At 37.1% G+C, this 16425-nt stretch carries 16 protein-coding genes and 1 pseudogene; 6 read left to right on the forward strand and 11 right to left on the reverse strand.

The annotated features are described in order from the left end of the window. The 5 genes and pseudogenes from AT685_RS08290 to AT685_RS04900 form a co-directional block, all read right to left on the reverse strand. A pseudogene (locus tag AT685_RS08290) lies at positions 1-1199 on the reverse strand (class I tRNA ligase family protein); the annotation flags it as partial. Between the two features lie 46 nt (positions 1200-1245). Next, the gene (locus AT685_RS04885) at positions 1246-1488 is read right to left on the reverse strand and encodes a DUF2905 domain-containing protein (RefSeq protein ID WP_072151797.1); all 243 of its coding nucleotides are present in this window, start codon (positions 1486-1488) and stop codon (positions 1246-1248) included. Positions 1489-1495: 7 nt separating this feature from the next. Beyond that, complete coding sequence (locus AT685_RS04890) at positions 1496-2323, reverse strand: purine-nucleoside phosphorylase (RefSeq protein WP_072151775.1); 828 nt, start codon at positions 2321-2323, stop codon at positions 1496-1498. 18 nt (positions 2324-2341) lie between these two features. Then, positions 2342-2863, reverse strand: a complete 522-nt coding sequence (locus tag AT685_RS04895) for a DivIVA domain-containing protein (protein WP_072149975.1) — start codon at positions 2861-2863, stop codon at positions 2342-2344. A 14-nt stretch (positions 2864-2877) separates the two neighbouring features. Beyond that, positions 2878-3561: a YggS family pyridoxal phosphate-dependent enzyme gene (locus AT685_RS04900; RefSeq protein WP_072151776.1), complete on the reverse strand. Its 684-nt coding sequence runs from the start codon at positions 3559-3561 to the stop codon at positions 2878-2880. 146 nt (positions 3562-3707) lie between these two features. Between AT685_RS04900 and AT685_RS04905 the strand changes: the two genes are divergently transcribed. Then, positions 3708-3965, forward strand: coding sequence for a hypothetical protein (locus AT685_RS04905; protein WP_072149973.1), 258 nt, complete (start codon positions 3708-3710; stop codon positions 3963-3965). Between the two features lie 16 nt (positions 3966-3981). After that, positions 3982-4779: an enoyl-ACP reductase FabI gene (locus tag AT685_RS04910; protein WP_072149972.1), complete on the forward strand. Its 798-nt coding sequence runs from the start codon at positions 3982-3984 to the stop codon at positions 4777-4779. Between the two features lie 34 nt (positions 4780-4813). Here AT685_RS04910 and AT685_RS04915 read toward each other — a convergent pair whose 3' ends face one another. Genes AT685_RS04915 through AT685_RS04935 form a run of 6 tightly spaced genes read right to left on the reverse strand, consistent with a single transcriptional unit; the run spans position 4814 to position 11218 of the window. Next, complete coding sequence (locus AT685_RS04915; protein ID WP_072149971.1) at positions 4814-5107, reverse strand: PG0541 family transporter-associated protein; 294 nt, start codon at positions 5105-5107, stop codon at positions 4814-4816. Continuing rightward, positions 5104-6696 (reverse strand): efflux RND transporter permease subunit, encoded by a 1593-nt coding sequence (locus tag AT685_RS08580; protein ID WP_234696243.1) that lies wholly within the window; start codon positions 6694-6696, stop codon positions 5104-5106. Before AT685_RS08580 ends, AT685_RS04915 begins: the two co-directional genes overlap by 4 nt. Next, positions 6662-8203: an efflux RND transporter permease subunit gene (locus AT685_RS08585; protein ID WP_234696244.1), complete on the reverse strand. Its 1542-nt coding sequence runs from the start codon at positions 8201-8203 to the stop codon at positions 6662-6664. Before AT685_RS08585 ends, AT685_RS08580 begins: the two co-directional genes overlap by 35 nt. An 18-nt stretch (positions 8204-8221) precedes the next feature. Next, on the reverse strand, positions 8222-9262 hold the full coding sequence (locus tag AT685_RS04925) for an efflux RND transporter periplasmic adaptor subunit (protein ID WP_072151777.1): 1041 nt from the start codon (positions 9260-9262) through the stop codon (positions 8222-8224). Continuing rightward, the gene (locus tag AT685_RS04930; RefSeq protein WP_072151798.1) at positions 9259-10584 is read right to left on the reverse strand and encodes a TolC family protein; all 1326 of its coding nucleotides are present in this window, start codon (positions 10582-10584) and stop codon (positions 9259-9261) included. The genes AT685_RS04925 and AT685_RS04930 overlap by 4 nt, the downstream gene beginning before the upstream one ends. A gap of 10 nt (positions 10585-10594) precedes the next feature. Beyond that, the gene (locus AT685_RS04935; RefSeq protein ID WP_072151778.1) at positions 10595-11218 is read right to left on the reverse strand and encodes a TetR/AcrR family transcriptional regulator; all 624 of its coding nucleotides are present in this window, start codon (positions 11216-11218) and stop codon (positions 10595-10597) included. 70 nt (positions 11219-11288) lie between these two features. Here AT685_RS04935 and mnmE point away from each other — a divergent pair, with 70 nt between their 5' ends. From mnmE to murQ, 4 genes are read left to right on the forward strand one after another with little or no spacing between them, the layout of a single operon-like run. Continuing rightward, entirely contained in the window at positions 11289-12767 is a 1479-nt protein-coding gene (mnmE, locus tag AT685_RS04940) for a tRNA uridine-5-carboxymethylaminomethyl(34) synthesis GTPase MnmE (RefSeq protein WP_234696245.1), read from the forward strand. Between the two features lie 48 nt (positions 12768-12815). Next, the gene (gene mnmG, locus AT685_RS04945) at positions 12816-14705 is read left to right on the forward strand and encodes a tRNA uridine-5-carboxymethylaminomethyl(34) synthesis enzyme MnmG (protein WP_072151779.1); all 1890 of its coding nucleotides are present in this window, start codon (positions 12816-12818) and stop codon (positions 14703-14705) included. Between the two features lie 57 nt (positions 14706-14762). Continuing rightward, positions 14763-15485 carry a 16S rRNA (guanine(527)-N(7))-methyltransferase RsmG gene (gene rsmG / locus AT685_RS04950; RefSeq protein ID WP_072150748.1) on the forward strand — a complete coding sequence of 241 codons (723 nt, stop codon included), beginning with the start codon at positions 14763-14765 and terminating at the stop codon, positions 15483-15485. 1 nt (position 15486) lies between these two features. Next, entirely contained in the window at positions 15487-16422 is a 936-nt protein-coding gene (gene murQ / locus AT685_RS04955; protein WP_072150747.1) for an N-acetylmuramic acid 6-phosphate etherase, read from the forward strand. The last annotated feature ends 3 nt before the right edge of the window (positions 16423-16425 follow it).

Consider the following 16425-nt stretch of genomic DNA (forward strand, 5'->3'; position numbering starts at 1 on the left):
CGGGCATAATAAAGCAACGGAGTTTTGCAACGCCAACAATGCGGATAACTATGAACAATCGTCTCCTTTTTGTAGAGCAATCCTCGGGACTTTAGATTTTGAATTATTTCTGGATCCGCATCTTTAACAAACTTTCTTTTGAAATCAATGATTTCATCTGTGAATTCACCGCTTTTATCAACTGGTTGAAGCGTTGGCAAATCATATTCGCACCCAACTTGATAATCTTCCTCACCGAATGCAGGAGCGATGTGAACTATGCCAGTTCCATCTTCTGTGCTGACGAATTCGGCGGTAACAACATAAAAAGCTTTTTTATCAACGGGTATGTAGCTAAAAAGTCTCTCATATTCCCTTCCTTTTAATTGATGCCCTTATATTCGGCAAGAATTTCATAATCCCCGTCAATTACATTTAATCTATCTTTTGCAAGGATTAAGTTTTCACCTTTGTGAAAAATTTTAACATAAGTTACTTCTGGGTGAACCGCAAGTGCAACATTTGAGATCAATGTCCATGGAGTAGTTGTCCAGACAAGGAAATAGGTTTTTTTCTTCATCCTTTGCTTTTACTTTAACATAAATTGAGGGGTCTTTGACATCTTCATAACCCTGTGCAACTTCATGCGATGAAAGCGGTGTTTCACACCTTGGACAATAAGGTTGAATTTTATAACCCTTGTAAATGTATCCCTTATCAAAAAATTGCTTCAAAGCCCACCAGATTGATTCAATATACTCATTTGTAAAGGTTATGTAAGCATTTTCAAGGTCAATCCAGTATCCAATTCTTTCCGTCATTTCTTCCCAATCATCAAGATATTCAAAGACGGATTTTTTGCATTCGGCGTTAAACTTTTCAATCCCGTATTCAATTATTTCATCTTTATGTTTTATCCCGAGTTTTTTCTCAATTTCAATCTCAACTGGAAGTCCATGGGTGTCCCAACCAGCTTTGCGGTAAACTTTGAAACCCCGCATCGTCTTATATCTGCAGACGAGGTCTTTGATGGTTCTGCTCATGACATGATGAATTCCAGGGCGACCATTTGCCGTGGGTGGTCCTTCATAGAATGTAAAATTTGGTTTCCCTTCTCGTGTTTTTATGCTTTTTTCAAAAATTTTATTCTCTTTCCAGAATTTTAAAATTTCACGTTCAAGCTCGGAATATTTTATTTTGTCGGTTAATTCTTTATACATCTTTGCTTTCAATTTATTTTTAGAATTTCTCTTTGCATTTGAAGACTTAGTGCTTTCTAAATATGAAAGATAAAATCCATAATACCAAAGTTAGGATCAAGCTTAACAAGATGCTCGTCGTGAGCGGGAAATAAAAAGTAAAATTTCGCTTCTGTAACAAGATGTCGCCTGGCAATTTACCCAAAAATGGGATTTTGCTTCCTATTTTATCGGCGATTAAAAGTATGAGACCAAAAACAAAAATTAAAACGCCTAAAAGCATAAGAATTTTTCCAAACGACTGAAACATAACGATTTCAAACATTAATTTTTTCAACCAAGCGTTTCATTAATAAAGTTAATTTAGGTTCTGTCTCAGATGCAACTCTAATAACTTCCTCAACGCTTAAAGGTTGAAGTGCATCGGGGAAGCATTCATCAGTTATAACCGAAATTCCGAATACCTTCATCCCCATATGATTTGCGACGATGTTTTCTGGAACTGTTGACATACCAACGGCGTCAGCGCCAATTAATCTCAGGAAACGGTATTCAGCTCTTGTTTCAAGGCTTGGACCTGTCATTGCAACATAAACACCTTTTTGAACTTTTATCCTTTCTTCAAGTGCCACCTGCTCTGCGAGTTCAATAAGTTCTTTACTGTATGGTTCTGACATATCAGGAAATCTTGGACCAAGTTCATCGTCATTTGGACCTATTAAGGGATTGTCTCCAAGTAGATTAATATGGTCTGTTATTATCATCAGGTCACCTTTTCTAAAAAGTGGGTTTAATCCCCCCGCTGCATTTGAAATTAAAAGATACTTAACACCTAAAAATTTCATCACACGGACTGGGAATGTAATTTGTTTCATTGTATAGCCTTCGTAATAATGAAATCTTCCTTGCATTGCCACAACATCTTTCCCACTTAGCTTTCCAAAAATTAGCTTGCCATGATGCGATTCAACGGTGGAGATTGAGAAATGTGGGATTTCTGCATAGTCAATCACTGTTTCAGCCTCAATTTCCTTTGCAAGTCCGCCAAGACCGGTTCCAAGAATTATACCAATTTTGGGTTCAAGATTTGTCATTGTCCTTATAAAGTTTAACGCTTCCATTATCTGCTGTTTCAATTCGCTCATACTTTTTTGCTCTTTGTTTTATTGTTCAAGGTTTTTAATTATATCGTCAAGTTTAATTTTTTCCTCAATTTTTTCTTGTGTTTCAATTTTTGCAGAAGGTTCAAGTAGATTTAACTTTTCAAGTTCAGATAGAAGGAAATTCTTCAATTCACTTAAAATTCGTTCCTTTTCATTTTTGAGGATTTGAATTTCATTTTCAATTTTTGCTATTTCAAGTTTTGCCTTATTGATGCTTTCTTTTGCTTTAAGCTCAGCTTCTTTTATCAGGAGCTCAGCCTGCTTTTTGGCATTTTCAAGTGTTTTCGTTGCTGTTTCCTGCGCCTGGGTTACCGCAAGGTGCAAATTTTTTTCAATCTGTTTATAAGTTGAAATTTCAGTTTCAAGCATTGCTATTTTTTCTTTTAACTCCTTGTTCTCCTGCAAAAGATTTTCATATTCACCTGCAAGCATTTCAAGATAAACCCTTACCTCTTCAATATTGTAACCTCTTAACGATTTTTTGAATTGCTGTTTTTTAATGGCAAGTGGCGTGAATTTCATTTTTATTTAACCTTTTAATTTCTTGGTCCAAATATGGCAGTTCCAATCCTTACAATAGTTGCACCCTCTTCAATTGCTATTAGGTAGTCGTTGCTCATTCCCATTGAAAGATGCTTCATCTCAACATTTTTAAAGTTAAATTTTTCTATCTCCTCTTTCAGTTGCTTTAATAATCTAAACATCGGGCGAACATCCTCTGGATTTGGCAAATATGCTGCAACCGTCATCAATCCTTTTATTCTGACAAACTCGCATCTTTCAGAAATCTGTCTGACAAGTTCAATTGCCTCTTCTGGCTTTACTCCATATTTTGTTTTCTCTCCAGATGTATTAACCTCAATCAAAATATCAATTATGCGATTTATTTTTTTAGCTCGCTTTTCAATCTCAAGTGCGAGTTTCAAGCTATCAACAGAATGTATCAGGTAAACGAAATCAACTATGTATTTAACTTTATTAGTCTGGAGGTGTCCAACGAAATGCCATCTTACATTTTCAATTGAATTCCTTTTTTCAAGGAGCTCTTGAACCTTGTTTTCACCTATGTCGTAAATCCCAGCGTTTATGGCTTCTTTTATCTTATCAACAGGAACAGTTTTTGTAACTGCTACTATAGTGATTTCCTCTGGATTTCTACCTACTTTTTTACAGACCTCCCAAATCCTTTTCTTTATTTCAGAGATGTTTTCAGCGATCATTAGGAAAATAAAGTGTGCTTTTGAGTTTTAAATATAAGTTATAGTCCGTAAAAAATCAAATTGAGCTATTCGGTGACTTTTGAGTTATATAAACTTGAAATTTTCATCGTAAAATCGTAAAATTGTAAAAAAAGTTAAAAATTTAAATGACGACAAAAGCCCCATCTTCGGTTAAAGAATTTCCATCTGATAGTCTTGAGAAAATCGCTTATTCAAGCGTTGAGGGTATCCCAGCAGAAGAACCAAATGATTTAAATCGTCTTGGATATCATATTTGGCTTTATCTTACGGGCAAAATTGATTCGCTTGAGATAGCTGTTAAGATGGCAAGGGCAAGATTGAATATACCGGAGGAAGAGGCGATAAAAATTATAAGGATGAGATTAAAGGAAAGGGGAATTTAAATCAAAGTGAAATAAAATGGAGAAAGAGATGAAAAAATGGGCATTAATTCTTGGTTCATCAAGTGGCTTTGGTGCTGCCACTGCAATTGAACTTTCAAAAAATGGTTATAATATCTTCGGAGTCCATCTTGATAGAGCTGCTACAATGCCAAATGTTGAGAAGGTTATAAATCAAATAAAGGAAAATGGAGTTGAGGTTGAATTTTTTAATGTAAATGCAGCAGATCATGAAAAAAGAAAAGAGGTTTTGGACGCTATTGAAAAAAGATTTTCAAGCGAACCATCAATTATAAAAGTTGTTCTTCACTCACTTGCTTTTGGAACTTTAAGACCGTATATAGCCGAAAATCCCGAGGAACAGGTAACGCCGAAGCAAATGGATATGACACTTGATGTAATGGCACATAGTTTGGTTTACTGGGTTCAGGATTTATTTCATCGTAAGTTGATAGGGAAAGGGACAAGGATCTTCGCTATGACAAGTGAGGGGTCAACGAGAGTTTGGGCATATTATGGACCCGTTTCAGCAGCAAAAGCTGCACTTGAATCTCATATAAGACAGCTTGCATACGAACTTGCAAAATATGGAATAACTGTTAATGGTATAAGAGCTGGTGTTACAGATACTCCAGCGTTGAGAAAAATACCAGGAAATGAGCAAATGATTGAATATTCGCTTAGGAGAAACCCATCTGGCAGACTAACAACACCTGAAGATGTTGCAAAAGCAATCGTTCATTTAAGCCATGATGATATGCAATGGGTTACTGGTAATATCATAGGGGTTGATGGGGGGGAGTTTATCGCAGGGTAAAAAGTGAAGGCGGGCGTAGAAGCCCGCCTTATTTTTATACCATCCGTTCAACATTAAGAGTAAATGCATGGATTCCTTCCTCTTCAAATCTATTGTTCAGAAATTTCACCTCGCTCAAAAAATCTTCAACTTTTTCATCAGGAATAACGGTTAAAATCATTGTGTTGACATCTGGCCATATATGTGTACCAAAGTGTGGCTCTCCTTTATCTGAGCCCTGACCATAAACATCGTTAATTTGTGTAAATCCACGTATATTTAACTTGTCAAAAATTTTCATAACCTCATCTTCAAGAGCTTGATTGAATATAAGCATCACAAGTTTCATTTAACCTCCACTTTTTTATGTTCAAAGATTGAATAGATTGTTGGAACAAGCACAAGTGTTATTAAAGTTGAAAAAGTTAAACCTCCAAGCATCGTTATCCCAAGCGGACGCCATAGTTCAGAACCTTCACCTTTGAAAACGGCAAGTGGCAAGGTTCCTAAGATCGTGGTGAAAGTTGTCATCAAAACGGGTCTCAAGCGTGTTTTTCCAGCTGTAATTATTGATGTGTAAAATTCGTAACCACGAGCTCTTAAAAGATTTGTGTAATCTACGAGAACAATCGCATTATTAACAACTATACCGACAAGCATTATCAAGCCCATAAAAGCTGTAAGCCCAAACGGTACTCCAAAAACAAGCAGACCTAAAACAACGCCAGTGAACGCAAATGGAACTGAAAACATTATAACGAATGGATGAAGCAGTGACTCAAATTGTGAAGCCATAATCATATAGGTCAATATAACGCCAAGGATTAAAACTTGGAAAAGGTCACGGAATGATTTCGCCTGCTCCTCAACCTGACCAGCGAATCTTATTTCAATCCCTGGTGGTATATCAATTTTTGATATCCTTTCTTGTAAGTCTTTGACAACATCGCCAAGAGCTCTTCCTTCAACATTTGCGCCTACGGGTATAATTCGTTGTCTATCCCTGCGCTGAATTTCAATTGGAGAGAAAGTCTCATAAATTTTTGCAACATCTTTTATTTTAACGGTGTTTCCAGACACAGTGCGAACAGGAATTTCGCTGATGTATGAAATGCTGTTTCGCAGATCAGCGCCAGGTTGAATTAATATGTCATATTCATCGCCGAGTTCTTTATAGGTTGTTGCTTTAAGTCCGTAAATACTTGATCTTATTGTGCTTGCAATAACTGTTGTGTTAAGTCCAAGAGCGGACGCTTTTTGTTTATCAATTTCAATTCTTATCTCTGGTGTTAATCCACTTCTTCCTATCTGAACATCTTTTGCACCAGGGATTTTCTCAAGCTCATCTTTGATTTTTTCGGCAACTTGCGATGTAAGGTTTAAATCATAGCCGACGATTTCAACTGTCAATGGTTTCCCACCACCAAATAGCAGTGCCTGGAAATCTGATCCACGGGAAATTTCAATTTTATCAATCCCCGGGATCAATTTAGCTTTTTCTCTGATTCTTGCCCCAAGTTCCTGGACTGTAACCCTTCTTTCTTTCAATGGGACAAGTCTTGCGCCAACGGTCACAACATTACTCCCTTCAACTTGACCTGTTATTGTTGCAAAGCCTTGCTCAGTTGTTCCAGCTCTCATAAAGATATATTTTCTCCATTTTTCGGGGATTTCCTCAATTAAAATTTTCTGTAATTGCTCGCCAACCTTTATTGTTTCATCAATTCTTGTTCCAACGGGAAGTTGTGCGATTATCTGGATTTGTCCTGTATCGCTTGCGGGGAAGAATTCAAATCCAACAAATCTAAACAATATAAATGAGCCAACAAATAAAATAAGTGCAATAAGTATAACCATAGCTTTGTGTTTCAAAGCCCAAGATATGATGTTTCCATAGACTCCTTCAATTGAACGGAACCATTTTTTCGCTCGTTTCAAAAAATTTTGAGAGGAATTTGTTTTTTAATTTTTCCTGTTTCCTCAGCCATTTGGAAGATAAGGTCGGGGTTAGAGTCAATGAAGCAAATAGTGATGTTAAAACCATCACGGTTACAAGAATTCCAAGTTCTTTAAAAAGGAAGCCGGCAATTCCAGTTAAAAACGCAAGGGGGAAGAACACAGCAATATTCGTCAATGATGATGCCAAAATTGCAAGACCAACCTCGTTGGCCCCAATAACCGAAGCTGTTTTTGGATTTTCACCCCGTTCAATGTGTCGGGTTATGTTTTCAAGGACAACTATGGCATTATCTACAACAATCCCAACAGCAATGGCAAGTGAAGAAAGCGAGATAAGATTTATTGTCCCGCCAATTAAATAAAGTGTGATGAATGCGACGATAAGTGAAAATGGAATAGTTAGAATTATTATCAAGCTTGCTCTCACTTTGCGAAGGAAGAAAAGAACAACAAGTATAACGAAAATCGCACCGTAAATTATCGCGTTATTTAAATTGCGAATTGAATTTCTGATAAATTCAGAGGAATCAAATGCGATGTTGAGTTTCACATCTCTTGGTAAAGTCTTCTCAATTTTCGGCAGAATTTTTTTAACGGCTTCAACTACTTCAATTGTGTTTGCCGTTGCCTGTTTCTGGATGAAAAGTAAAACCCCAGGGGTATTGTTTATTTTGACATAAAGCGTTTGTTCTTTGATTGTATCAATTACATCAGCAACATCTTTTAGATAAACAAGAGCACCTTGATAATTCCCAATGACAGTTGATTTAATTTCGTCAATTGATTTAAACTCACCTGGAACGCGAACATTGTACTCTTTCATCCCAACTTTAATTATGCCAGCTGGAAGAGAAAAATTTTCGGTCTTAAGTATTTGAGCGAGTTGTGGGATTGTTAAGTTGTAAGCTTCAAGTTTTTTGGGGTCAACTTTTATAAGAATTTCGCGTTGGGGTCCACCGATCGCAAAGACGGCGCCAACCCCTGGGACCTGTCTCAGTGGTTGAGCTATTTTGTCCTCTATGATTTTGTTAATCCCGGGGAAGCTTTCACTTGAATTTATACCTATTATCATAACTGGCAAAGTTGATGTGCTGAATTTAAAAATTGAAGGTTCTTGCGCATCATCAGGTAGGTTTCTCTTTACTCTATCTATTGCATCTCTTATATCATTTGTTGCCTCTGCAATATCAGTCCCCCAGCTAAATGATACAGTTATAATTGAAATATTGTCTTTTGAATTTGATGTAACTTTTGACACATTATTAATTGTGCTGACTTCTTCTTCAATGGGTTTTGTAACTTTCTGTTCAACTTCTTCCGCTGATGCCCCTGGGTAAATTGTCACAACGCTTATCGCTGGGGGTTCAAGTTTTGGAAGTAGATCTATCGCAAGACGAATGAATGCAAAAGCTCCCAAAACAGCAAGTGCCATGTAAAACATTATTACTGTGACAGGTCTATTTACAGATAATTTAGATAAGTTCATTTTTACACCTCCTGATTTTTATTCAACTATTTTTACTTTTGTTCCGTCGTAAAGTTTCGCTTGACCTGTTACAACGACAAGTTCATTTTCCTCAACGCCGTTTAACACTTCAACCTCACCATCAAATTTCCTCCCAATAGTTATATTCTTTCTTTTAACAATATCTTCGCGTACAACGAAGACATAATTCACATTTGAGCCCGGGAGTGGGACAACTGCTGATTCTGGGATGATTACTCCCTGACCCTGACCAACTTTTATCCGAACCTTTGCAAACATGCCAGGTCTTAACAAGAGTTGTGGATTTGGGACCTCAACATCGGCAGTAAATGTTCTTGTAAGCGCGCTTACGGCTGGGTTTTTTTGAATCACCCTCCCCATAAAAACTTTATCGGGATAAGCATCTACAATTACTTCAGCTGGTTGATTTAATTTAATCAAAGGAAAATCTTTCTCAGCGATGCTCAATTTAATTTTTACGACATCCATTCGCATAAGGGTAATTATCCCAGGGCTTCCACCACCTGAGGGGACAAGTGTGAAGACCTCGCCTTCATTCATAAGTCTTTCGGTAACAATACCATCAAATGGAGCGCGAATTTGAGTATTTGATAGCATGAGTTCATACGAAGCTTTCGCTGCTTCATAATTTGCTTTTGACCTTTCAAATTGTTGTTCTGGGATTGAGCCGGTTTCAAAAAGAGATTTCATCCTTTTATAGTCAGATTCAGCAAGTTCAAACTGTATTTTCGCCTGCGTTAATTGTTGTGTATTCATCTGAACGAGGAGTTGTCCCTCTTTTACAAAATCACCCTCTTTAACATAAATTTTTTCAATTGTTCCAGACATCTGTGCTCCAATCCTAGCTTTTTGATAAGGTTCAACGGTTCCAGCGTATTCAAGTATTATATCATAATTCTTTTTTACCGCTTTTAAGGTTTTAACAGGAATAATTTCTTCGTCAGGATTATTCGCTTTTGAATTTTCAGTCCTTGAAGCGCAACCAAGTGCGAAAATTATTAAGGTTATTAAAAATATGCTTAAAAAGATTTTGTTCATCTTTCCTCCATATAATTTGTTTTGCCTGTTAATTTCTCAAGTTCGCTTAGAGCTGTCAAATAATCATAAATTGCCTGTTGATAATTTAACTTTGCCTGTGCAAGGTTTAATTCGGAATTGCTCACTTCAAGTTGTGTCCCAACACCACTTTCAAATCTTTTCCTTGCAATTTTATAACCAAGTTCAGCAAGCTCAACCGCTTTTTTCTGTGCCTCTATTCTCTTTTTTGATTGCTCAATTTTATAAATCGTATTTTTTAATTCGTTTTCAAGTAACTGTTTCGTGAAAGTCATTCTTTCCATTGTTTGCTGAAGCGACATCTTAGCTTGGTCAACCCTTGCCTGAGTTCCGAATCCTTTAAAAATTGGAATTTGTATTTGCAAGCCGACAAATGTTGTCCTTATCCACCTATATTGATTGAAGTTGAAATCATTTGCTTGTGCTTGATATTGAAAGTTTCCAGTAAGGAAAAGCGAAGGAAGATGCCCAGCAAGCTCAAGCGAAACAAGATCCTTTGAAAGATCAACCTGATACTCAACCTGTTTCAGGTCTGGATTGTTTTCGTATAATTCTTTAAGCGCGGTTGAATAATCAATCTCTGTTAAATTATCAACATTCATTTCCCCTTCCACATCTATATCTTGTTTTACATCAATACCGAGGACAAGTTTAAGAGCATTCTTTGCAATTTCAAGGTTGTTTTCGGCTTGAATTAACAATGGTTGTAAGTTTTGATATTGAACCTGTGCATTGATGTAATCATACTCGGAGGCGACACCCTGGCGATATAACTTTTCTACATTTTTCAAGTTGTCTTCAGCAAGTTCAATCCTCATTTGTGTTATTTTATAGGCTTCTTTGGCAAGGAGAAGTCCATAAAAAGATTTTTTCACATCGCTTATCGTTTTCAACACCGCACTTTTATGTGCTTGTTCGGCGATTAACCTTCCTTTGCTTGCAGTTTTTATCCCAGCGTAGACAGACCAAGAGAAAAGTGGCATTTGAAGATTAATCAAACCAATATACGAATTATCAAAGCCTATCTCAATCACCCCCCCTGTTAATCTTCCAAATGGCGAATCAGGTGGAAGGAATAAAACTGGTTTTTTTAGATATCTTGAATAACTGCCTGAAACAGTAATTTGCGGGATTAAGCCAGACCTTGCCTCAATAAGTTTTTCGTCGGATTTGATTATCTCAAGTCTTGCAAGTTTAACTTGGTTGTTATTCTCAAGTGCTATTTTGATTGCATTTTCAAGGGTCAATATTTTTGACTGCGATAGTAATATCGCAGGTAGTAGAAACAAGATTAGTGTTCTCATGTTGCTTCTTTTATTTGTTTTTTGAAATTCCATCAAAAATTATCTCAATAACCATATCAACCATCTCTTCAGGTTTCATCCCAATTTGATCTTCCGTCAAACATCCGTAGATGATGTCTCTGAGCATGCCATTAAAAGCCATAACGACGAGATTTGGGCTGATGTTTTTCAAACGTCTATTTTTTATATCTGCTTTGATGATCTCAAGCAATATCTTTGAGATTTGGTGAAGTCTTTCTCTAACATAATTTGTTGTTGATTCTTTTTCATCTGCTTCCATTTGCATAATCGCCTGCATCATCACATGAAAAGAGTATCTGTTTTCGTTTAAAAAGAAATTGACAAGATTTAAGGCGTAAGCCCTTAATTTTTCTCTTGCCTCACCTTTGAGGCTTTTGGCTTCGTCCGCAAACAGTTGAATTTTATCAAAAAGTGCTTTTAAAATTTCGTCAAAAAGTTGTTTTTTACTTGAGAAATAAGAATAAATAGAGCCTTTGCTAAATTGGGCATATTCTGCAATTTCCTCAATGGTTGTATCCTTGTAACCTTTCTTGCCAAATAGATACAATGCAGATTCAATGATTTCTTGTTTATGTCTCTCTTTGATTATTTCACGCCTTCTTGATTTTGACATATCAAACTGTTTTTAAATTTTAGGTTGACCAAATATAATACATTTTGACCAAAAAGTCAAATTTTGACCGATGAGTTCAAAATATATTGATTTGATTTTGAGGTGGCGATTTTTTAAATTGAAAACAAGTCAATCAAATTTTTTATCTTCGGCGATGAAATATCTTGACGATACAATTGCCGCTATTTCAACGGCGATTGGGGAAGCTGGCATCTCTGTGATTAGAATAAGTGGAAAAGATGCGATAAAGATTGCAGATAAAGTTTTCAGAGGCAAGAGAAAGCTTGAGGAAGTGAAAACGCACACGGCGCATTACGGAAAAATAGTTGATTCTTCAGGCAAAGTTGTTGATTATGTCGTTGCAACTGTCTTCAGATCTCCGCACTCTTATACTGGTGAAGATGTAGTTGAGATAAGCTGTCACGGTGGGATTTTTGTTACAAGAAAAGTTCTTGAGACGATTCTTGAGGCTGGTGCACGACTTGCACAACCTGGTGAATTTACTAAAAGGGCTTTTTTGAACGGTAAAATTGATCTTTCACAAGCGGAAGCAATAGCTGATTTGATTCGCTCTGCAACTGATCTTGCATATCAAAGTTCGCTTTCTCAGCTTGAGGGTTCCATTTCAAGGAAAATTAAAAAGATGCGTGATGATTTGATAAATTTGTGTTCGCTTGTTGAACTTGAACTTGATTTTGCAGATGAAGACCTTGAATTTGTTGATAAGCCAGAACTGGCAAACAAAATAAGAGATGCAATTGCAGAAATTGATGAGTTGATAGAGACATTTAAATATGGAAAAATTTATCGTGAAGGTATAAAGGTTGTCATCGCGGGCAAGCCAAACGCTGGCAAATCAAGTTTGTTAAATGCGTTGTTAAACGAGAATAGAGCTATAGTTAGCGATATTCCTGGGACAACAAGGGATGTAATTGAGGAAAGCTTAAATATAGAGGGTGTTCTTTTCAAGGTTATTGATACTGCTGGTTTGCGGGAAACATATGATATAATTGAGCAGGAGGGAGTTAGAAGAGCGGAAGAACAGTTGAGGAAGGCGGATATGATTTTACTTGTGATAGATTCAACGGATGAGGTTGATGAAAGCGATATGAGGCTTTATCATCGTGTTTTGAATCTTGCGGTAAATGAGTCAAAAAGATGCGTAATTGTTTTCAACAAGGTTGACCTTTTAGATGGAAAGCAAATGCAGATGGAAAAGGTATTTGAGGATTTTCCAGTTGTTCATATATCTGCGTTGACGGGGCTTGGGCTTGATAAGCTTAAGAAGATAATGGTTGAGCAATCTTTCCTTGGAATGAATAGAACTGAGGCAAGCGTTGTTATTACAAATGTAAGACATCGTGATGCGCTTGTTAAAGCAAAGCAAAGCTTGCTTTATGCTTTGAAATCGCTTGAGGAAGGAATGAGTGGAGACCTTGTGGCTGTAGATTTGAGAGCTGGGCTTAATTATCTTGGGGAGATAATCGGGGAGGTGACGACAGAGGATATATTAAATAACATATTCTCAAAGTTTTGCATCGGTAAATAAAAAGTGTTTCACGTGAAACGTTTTTAAAACAAAATCTTTCTTGAAGTGATGATAATAAACCCAACAATAGATGAAATCTACGATGTCATAGTTGTCGGCGGTGGGCACGCCGGAATTGAAGCTGCGCTTGCATCTGCAAGGATGGGAATGAAAACACTTCTTATGACAATGGATATAACCGCAATAGGGCGGATGTCATGCAACCCCGCAGTTGGCGGAACAGCAAAGGGACATCTTGTAAGGGAAATTGACGCTCTTGGTGGAGAAATAGGGAAAATCGCGGATGCAACAGCGATCCAGTATAGAATTTTAAATAAGTCAAAGGGTCCAGCGGTATGGTCCTTGAGAACACAAAATGATCGTGAGCAATATTCTATAGAGGCACGAAGACGTGTGGAAGCTCAAGAAGGGCTTGATATAATGCAGGATGTTGTGACGGAAATTTTTGTTGAAAATGGCAAAGTTGTTGGGATCAGAACTGGGCTTGATATAAAAATTGCATGTAAAGCTCTCATTATCGCGGCGGGAACATTTTTAAATGGCAAGATGTACACCGGGCTTGTAAGCAGAGTTGGAGGAAGATTTGGCGAACCTGCTGCGGTGGGGCTTACTGAATCACTTGAAAAACTTGGCTTTATAAGTGGAAGGTTGAAAACGGGAACGCCCCCGAGAATTGATGCTCGAACTGTTGATTACTCAAAAGTTCAAATTGAACCAGGTGACCCTGATGCTGAACCGTTTTCTTTTCAGACAAAGGAAATTATAAAAGATCAAATCCCGTGTTACTTAACTTATACAAACGAAAAGACGCATAAAATTCTTGAGAAAGGTTTTGATCGTTCTCCGCTTTTTACAGGTTTAATCAAAGGAAGAGGTCCAAGATATTGTCCATCAATTGAAGATAAAGTTTATCGTTTCCGTGATAAGGAAAGACATCAGATTTTCCTTGAACCTGAGGGCAGAAATACGCATGTTATGTATGTTAACGGTTTTTCAACAAGTTTACCCGTTGAAATACAACTTGAAGGGTTGAAAACTATCCCTGGGCTTGAAAATGTTAAGATGCTTCGGCCGGGGTATGCAGTTGAATATGATTTTTTCCCACCACATCAGTTGAAATTAACGCTTGAGACGAAATTGGTTGAAGGGCTCTATTTTGCTGGACAGATAAATGGAACTTCAGGTTATGAAGAGGCAGCAGCTCAAGGGATAATAGCAGGAATAAACGCGGCGCTTAAAATTAAAGGTGAGGGCGAGTTCATTTTAAAACGAAGCGAGGCTTATATAGGTGTTTTAATTGATGATTTAATAAACAAAGGCACAGATGAACCCTATAGAATGTTTACATCAAGAGCTGAATATAGATTGATGTTAAGACAAGACAATGCCGATAGACGCTTGATGAAATATGGATATAAATTTGGTTTAATACCAAGTGATGTTTATCAAAGGTTACTTGAGAAAGAAGAAATGATAAAAGAAGCGCTTTACTTTGTCAAAAACAGAAGCGTTAAACCTTCCGAGGTTAACTCATATCTTGAAAGAATAGGTTCAAAACCGCTTGAACAAAGCGAGAAATTAGATCAGATAATAAAAAGACCCGAGGTCAATATATCTGAGCTTTTTGAACTTGAATCATTTAAATCAGATAATATCTTACAGAAGATTTTGCGGAGGAAGGATGTTTTGAGGCAAGTTGAAATTGAGATAAAATACGAAGGTTATATCCAGAGACAGATTGAGGAGATTGAGAAATTTGAAAAATATGAGGCGATGGAAATCCCTGAAGATTTTGACTATACAAAGGTTAAGTCGCTTTCAACGGAGGCAAGGGAAAAACTAATGAAGGTAAGACCAAGGTCAATAGGGCAAGCATCAAGAATCTCTGGGGTCTCACCTGCTGATATATCTGTGCTGATGGTCTATTTAAAGGGTTAAAAGTGTTTCACGTGAAACACTTTTAAAACTATCCTCAAGTTAAAAGTCGTAATTTTGATGGAATTTGAGGAATTTAGGGAGATATGCAAGTTAAATGGTCTGGAAATTGACGAAGCTAAAGCAAGGCTCTTGCAAAGTTATGTTTCCTTGTTGATAGATTGGAACAGGAAGATAAATTTAATCTCAAGGAAAGAATCTGACATCTGGGGGAGACACATACTTCACAGTATTTCACCTTTATTTAAAATTGAGATTGAATCAAGTTCTTTGATACTTGACCTTGGAACAGGTGGTGGACTACCTGGGATACCGTGGGCAATTTTAAAACAAGATTCAAATTTTATCCTTCTTGACGGGACTTTGAAAAAAGTTGAAGCTGTATCTGATATTATCAAAAAGCTTGGACTTGAAAATGCAAAAGCGGTGTGGGGCAGAGCTGAGGAAATTTCAAAACTGAACGAGTATAGAAATAGATTTGATTATGTAATCTGTAGGGCTGTTGGGGAATTAAAGAAGGTTGTGAAATGGAGTGTTAAATTTTTGAAACCTGAAATTTTCCCTAAAAAGTTCTTGGAAAAAACGGAGTCTAAGTTTTATCTTCACTCTTGCTCTTTAATTGCTTTTAAGGGAGGAGATGTTGAAAGAGAAATTAACGATGCATTTAAAACATCCCTTGTTTCTGAAGTTGATGTTGTTGAGCTCAATTTTCTTGGATTTGAAAGGATAAACTTAGAAGATAAAAAGGTTGTTTTGATGAAATTAACAACAAAGAAGGTATAAAATGGCGAAATCAGGAAAAGAATTATTTGATGAACTTCTGAACCTAACAACTGAACAAAGAAATCCAGCAAGTATGGACATTGATTCAAAGTCAACGATTGAGATTTTAAAAATCATTAATGATGAAGACAAAAAAGTTCCTTATGCGGTTGAGAAGGAAATACCCTACATTGCACAGGCTGTTGAACTTGTCGTTCAAGCATTTAAGCAGGGTGGAAGGTTGATTTATGTCGGCGCTGGAACAAGTGGACGACTTGGGATTCTGGATGCAGCTGAATGTCCGCCAACATTTGGGACAGACCCTGAGATGGTTCAGGGAATAATCGCAGGAGGTCCCAAAGCAGTTTTCAGAGCTCAAGAAGGTGCAGAGGACAGAGAAGAAGATGGAGCAAGGGATATTGAGGCGAAAAATGTAAATGAAAAGGATGTCGTCTGTGGAATAGCCGCAAGTCGTAGAACTCCATATGTTGTAGGGGCTGTGAGGAGAGCGAAAGAGCTTGGGGCTAAGACGATTTTCATAACGACAAATCCAAGAAATCAATTTAATTATCCCTTTGTTGATGTTGCGATATGTCCAGAAGTTGGTCCAGAAGTGATAATGGGTTCAACGCGAATGAAATCCGGAACCGCTCAGAAGTTAATTCTTAATATGATTTCAACAACTGCGATGATCAGGCTTGGGAAGGTTTATGAAAATTTGATGGTTGACCTTCAGATGACGAGTGAGAAATTAAAAGAGAGAGCGAAAAGGGTTGTTATGATTGTTACAGGTGTTGATTATGAAACCGCTGAGAGGTATCTTAAAGAAGCTGGAGGTCATGCAAAAACCGCAATAGTTATGATAAAAACTGGGTGTTCAGCTGAAGAAGCACGGGAAAGATTAAGAAAAGCAGACGGATTTGTGAGAGCAGCAATTGAAGGGAAAACCTTAATTTAAGTT

The sequence above is a fragment of the Candidatus Kryptobacter tengchongensis genome (genome assembly GCF_001458555.1).
GTDB lineage: Bacteria > Bacteroidota > Ignavibacteria > Kryptoniales > Kryptoniaceae > Kryptonium > Kryptonium tengchongense.

Excerpts from the sequence above, each read along its gene's own strand:
- AT685_RS04895 (WP_072149975.1), bottom strand. The coding sequence starts at position 2,863 with ATGAAATTCACGCCACTTGCCATTAAAAAACAGCAATTCAAAAAATCG.
- AT685_RS04890 (WP_072151775.1), bottom strand. The coding sequence starts at position 2,323 with ATGAGCGAATTGAAACAGCAGATAATGGAAGCGTTAAACTTTATAAGG.
- AT685_RS04915 (WP_072149971.1), bottom strand. The coding sequence starts at position 5,107 with ATGAAACTTGTGATGCTTATATTCAATCAAGCTCTTGAAGATGAGGTT.
- mnmE (WP_234696245.1), top strand. The coding sequence starts at position 11,289 with ATGAGTTCAAAATATATTGATTTGATTTTGAGGTGGCGATTTTTTAAA.
- AT685_RS04930 (WP_072151798.1), bottom strand. The coding sequence starts at position 10,584 with ATGAGAACACTAATCTTGTTTCTACTACCTGCGATATTACTATCGCAG.
- AT685_RS04885 (WP_072151797.1), bottom strand. The coding sequence starts at position 1,488 with ATGTTTCAGTCGTTTGGAAAAATTCTTATGCTTTTAGGCGTTTTAATT.
- murQ (WP_072150747.1), top strand. The coding sequence starts at position 15,487 with ATGGCGAAATCAGGAAAAGAATTATTTGATGAACTTCTGAACCTAACA.
- AT685_RS04935 (WP_072151778.1), bottom strand. The coding sequence starts at position 11,218 with ATGTCAAAATCAAGAAGGCGTGAAATAATCAAAGAGAGACATAAACAA.
- AT685_RS04900 (WP_072151776.1), bottom strand. The coding sequence starts at position 3,561 with ATGATCGCTGAAAACATCTCTGAAATAAAGAAAAGGATTTGGGAGGTC.
- AT685_RS04910 (WP_072149972.1), top strand. The coding sequence starts at position 3,982 with ATGGAGAAAGAGATGAAAAAATGGGCATTAATTCTTGGTTCATCAAGT.
- mnmG (WP_072151779.1), top strand. The coding sequence starts at position 12,816 with ATGATAATAAACCCAACAATAGATGAAATCTACGATGTCATAGTTGTC.
- rsmG (WP_072150748.1), top strand. The coding sequence starts at position 14,763 with ATGGAATTTGAGGAATTTAGGGAGATATGCAAGTTAAATGGTCTGGAA.
- AT685_RS08585 (WP_234696244.1), bottom strand. The coding sequence starts at position 8,203 with ATGAACTTATCTAAATTATCTGTAAATAGACCTGTCACAGTAATAATG.
- AT685_RS04905 (WP_072149973.1), top strand. The coding sequence starts at position 3,708 with ATGACGACAAAAGCCCCATCTTCGGTTAAAGAATTTCCATCTGATAGT.
- AT685_RS04925 (WP_072151777.1), bottom strand. The coding sequence starts at position 9,262 with ATGAACAAAATCTTTTTAAGCATATTTTTAATAACCTTAATAATTTTC.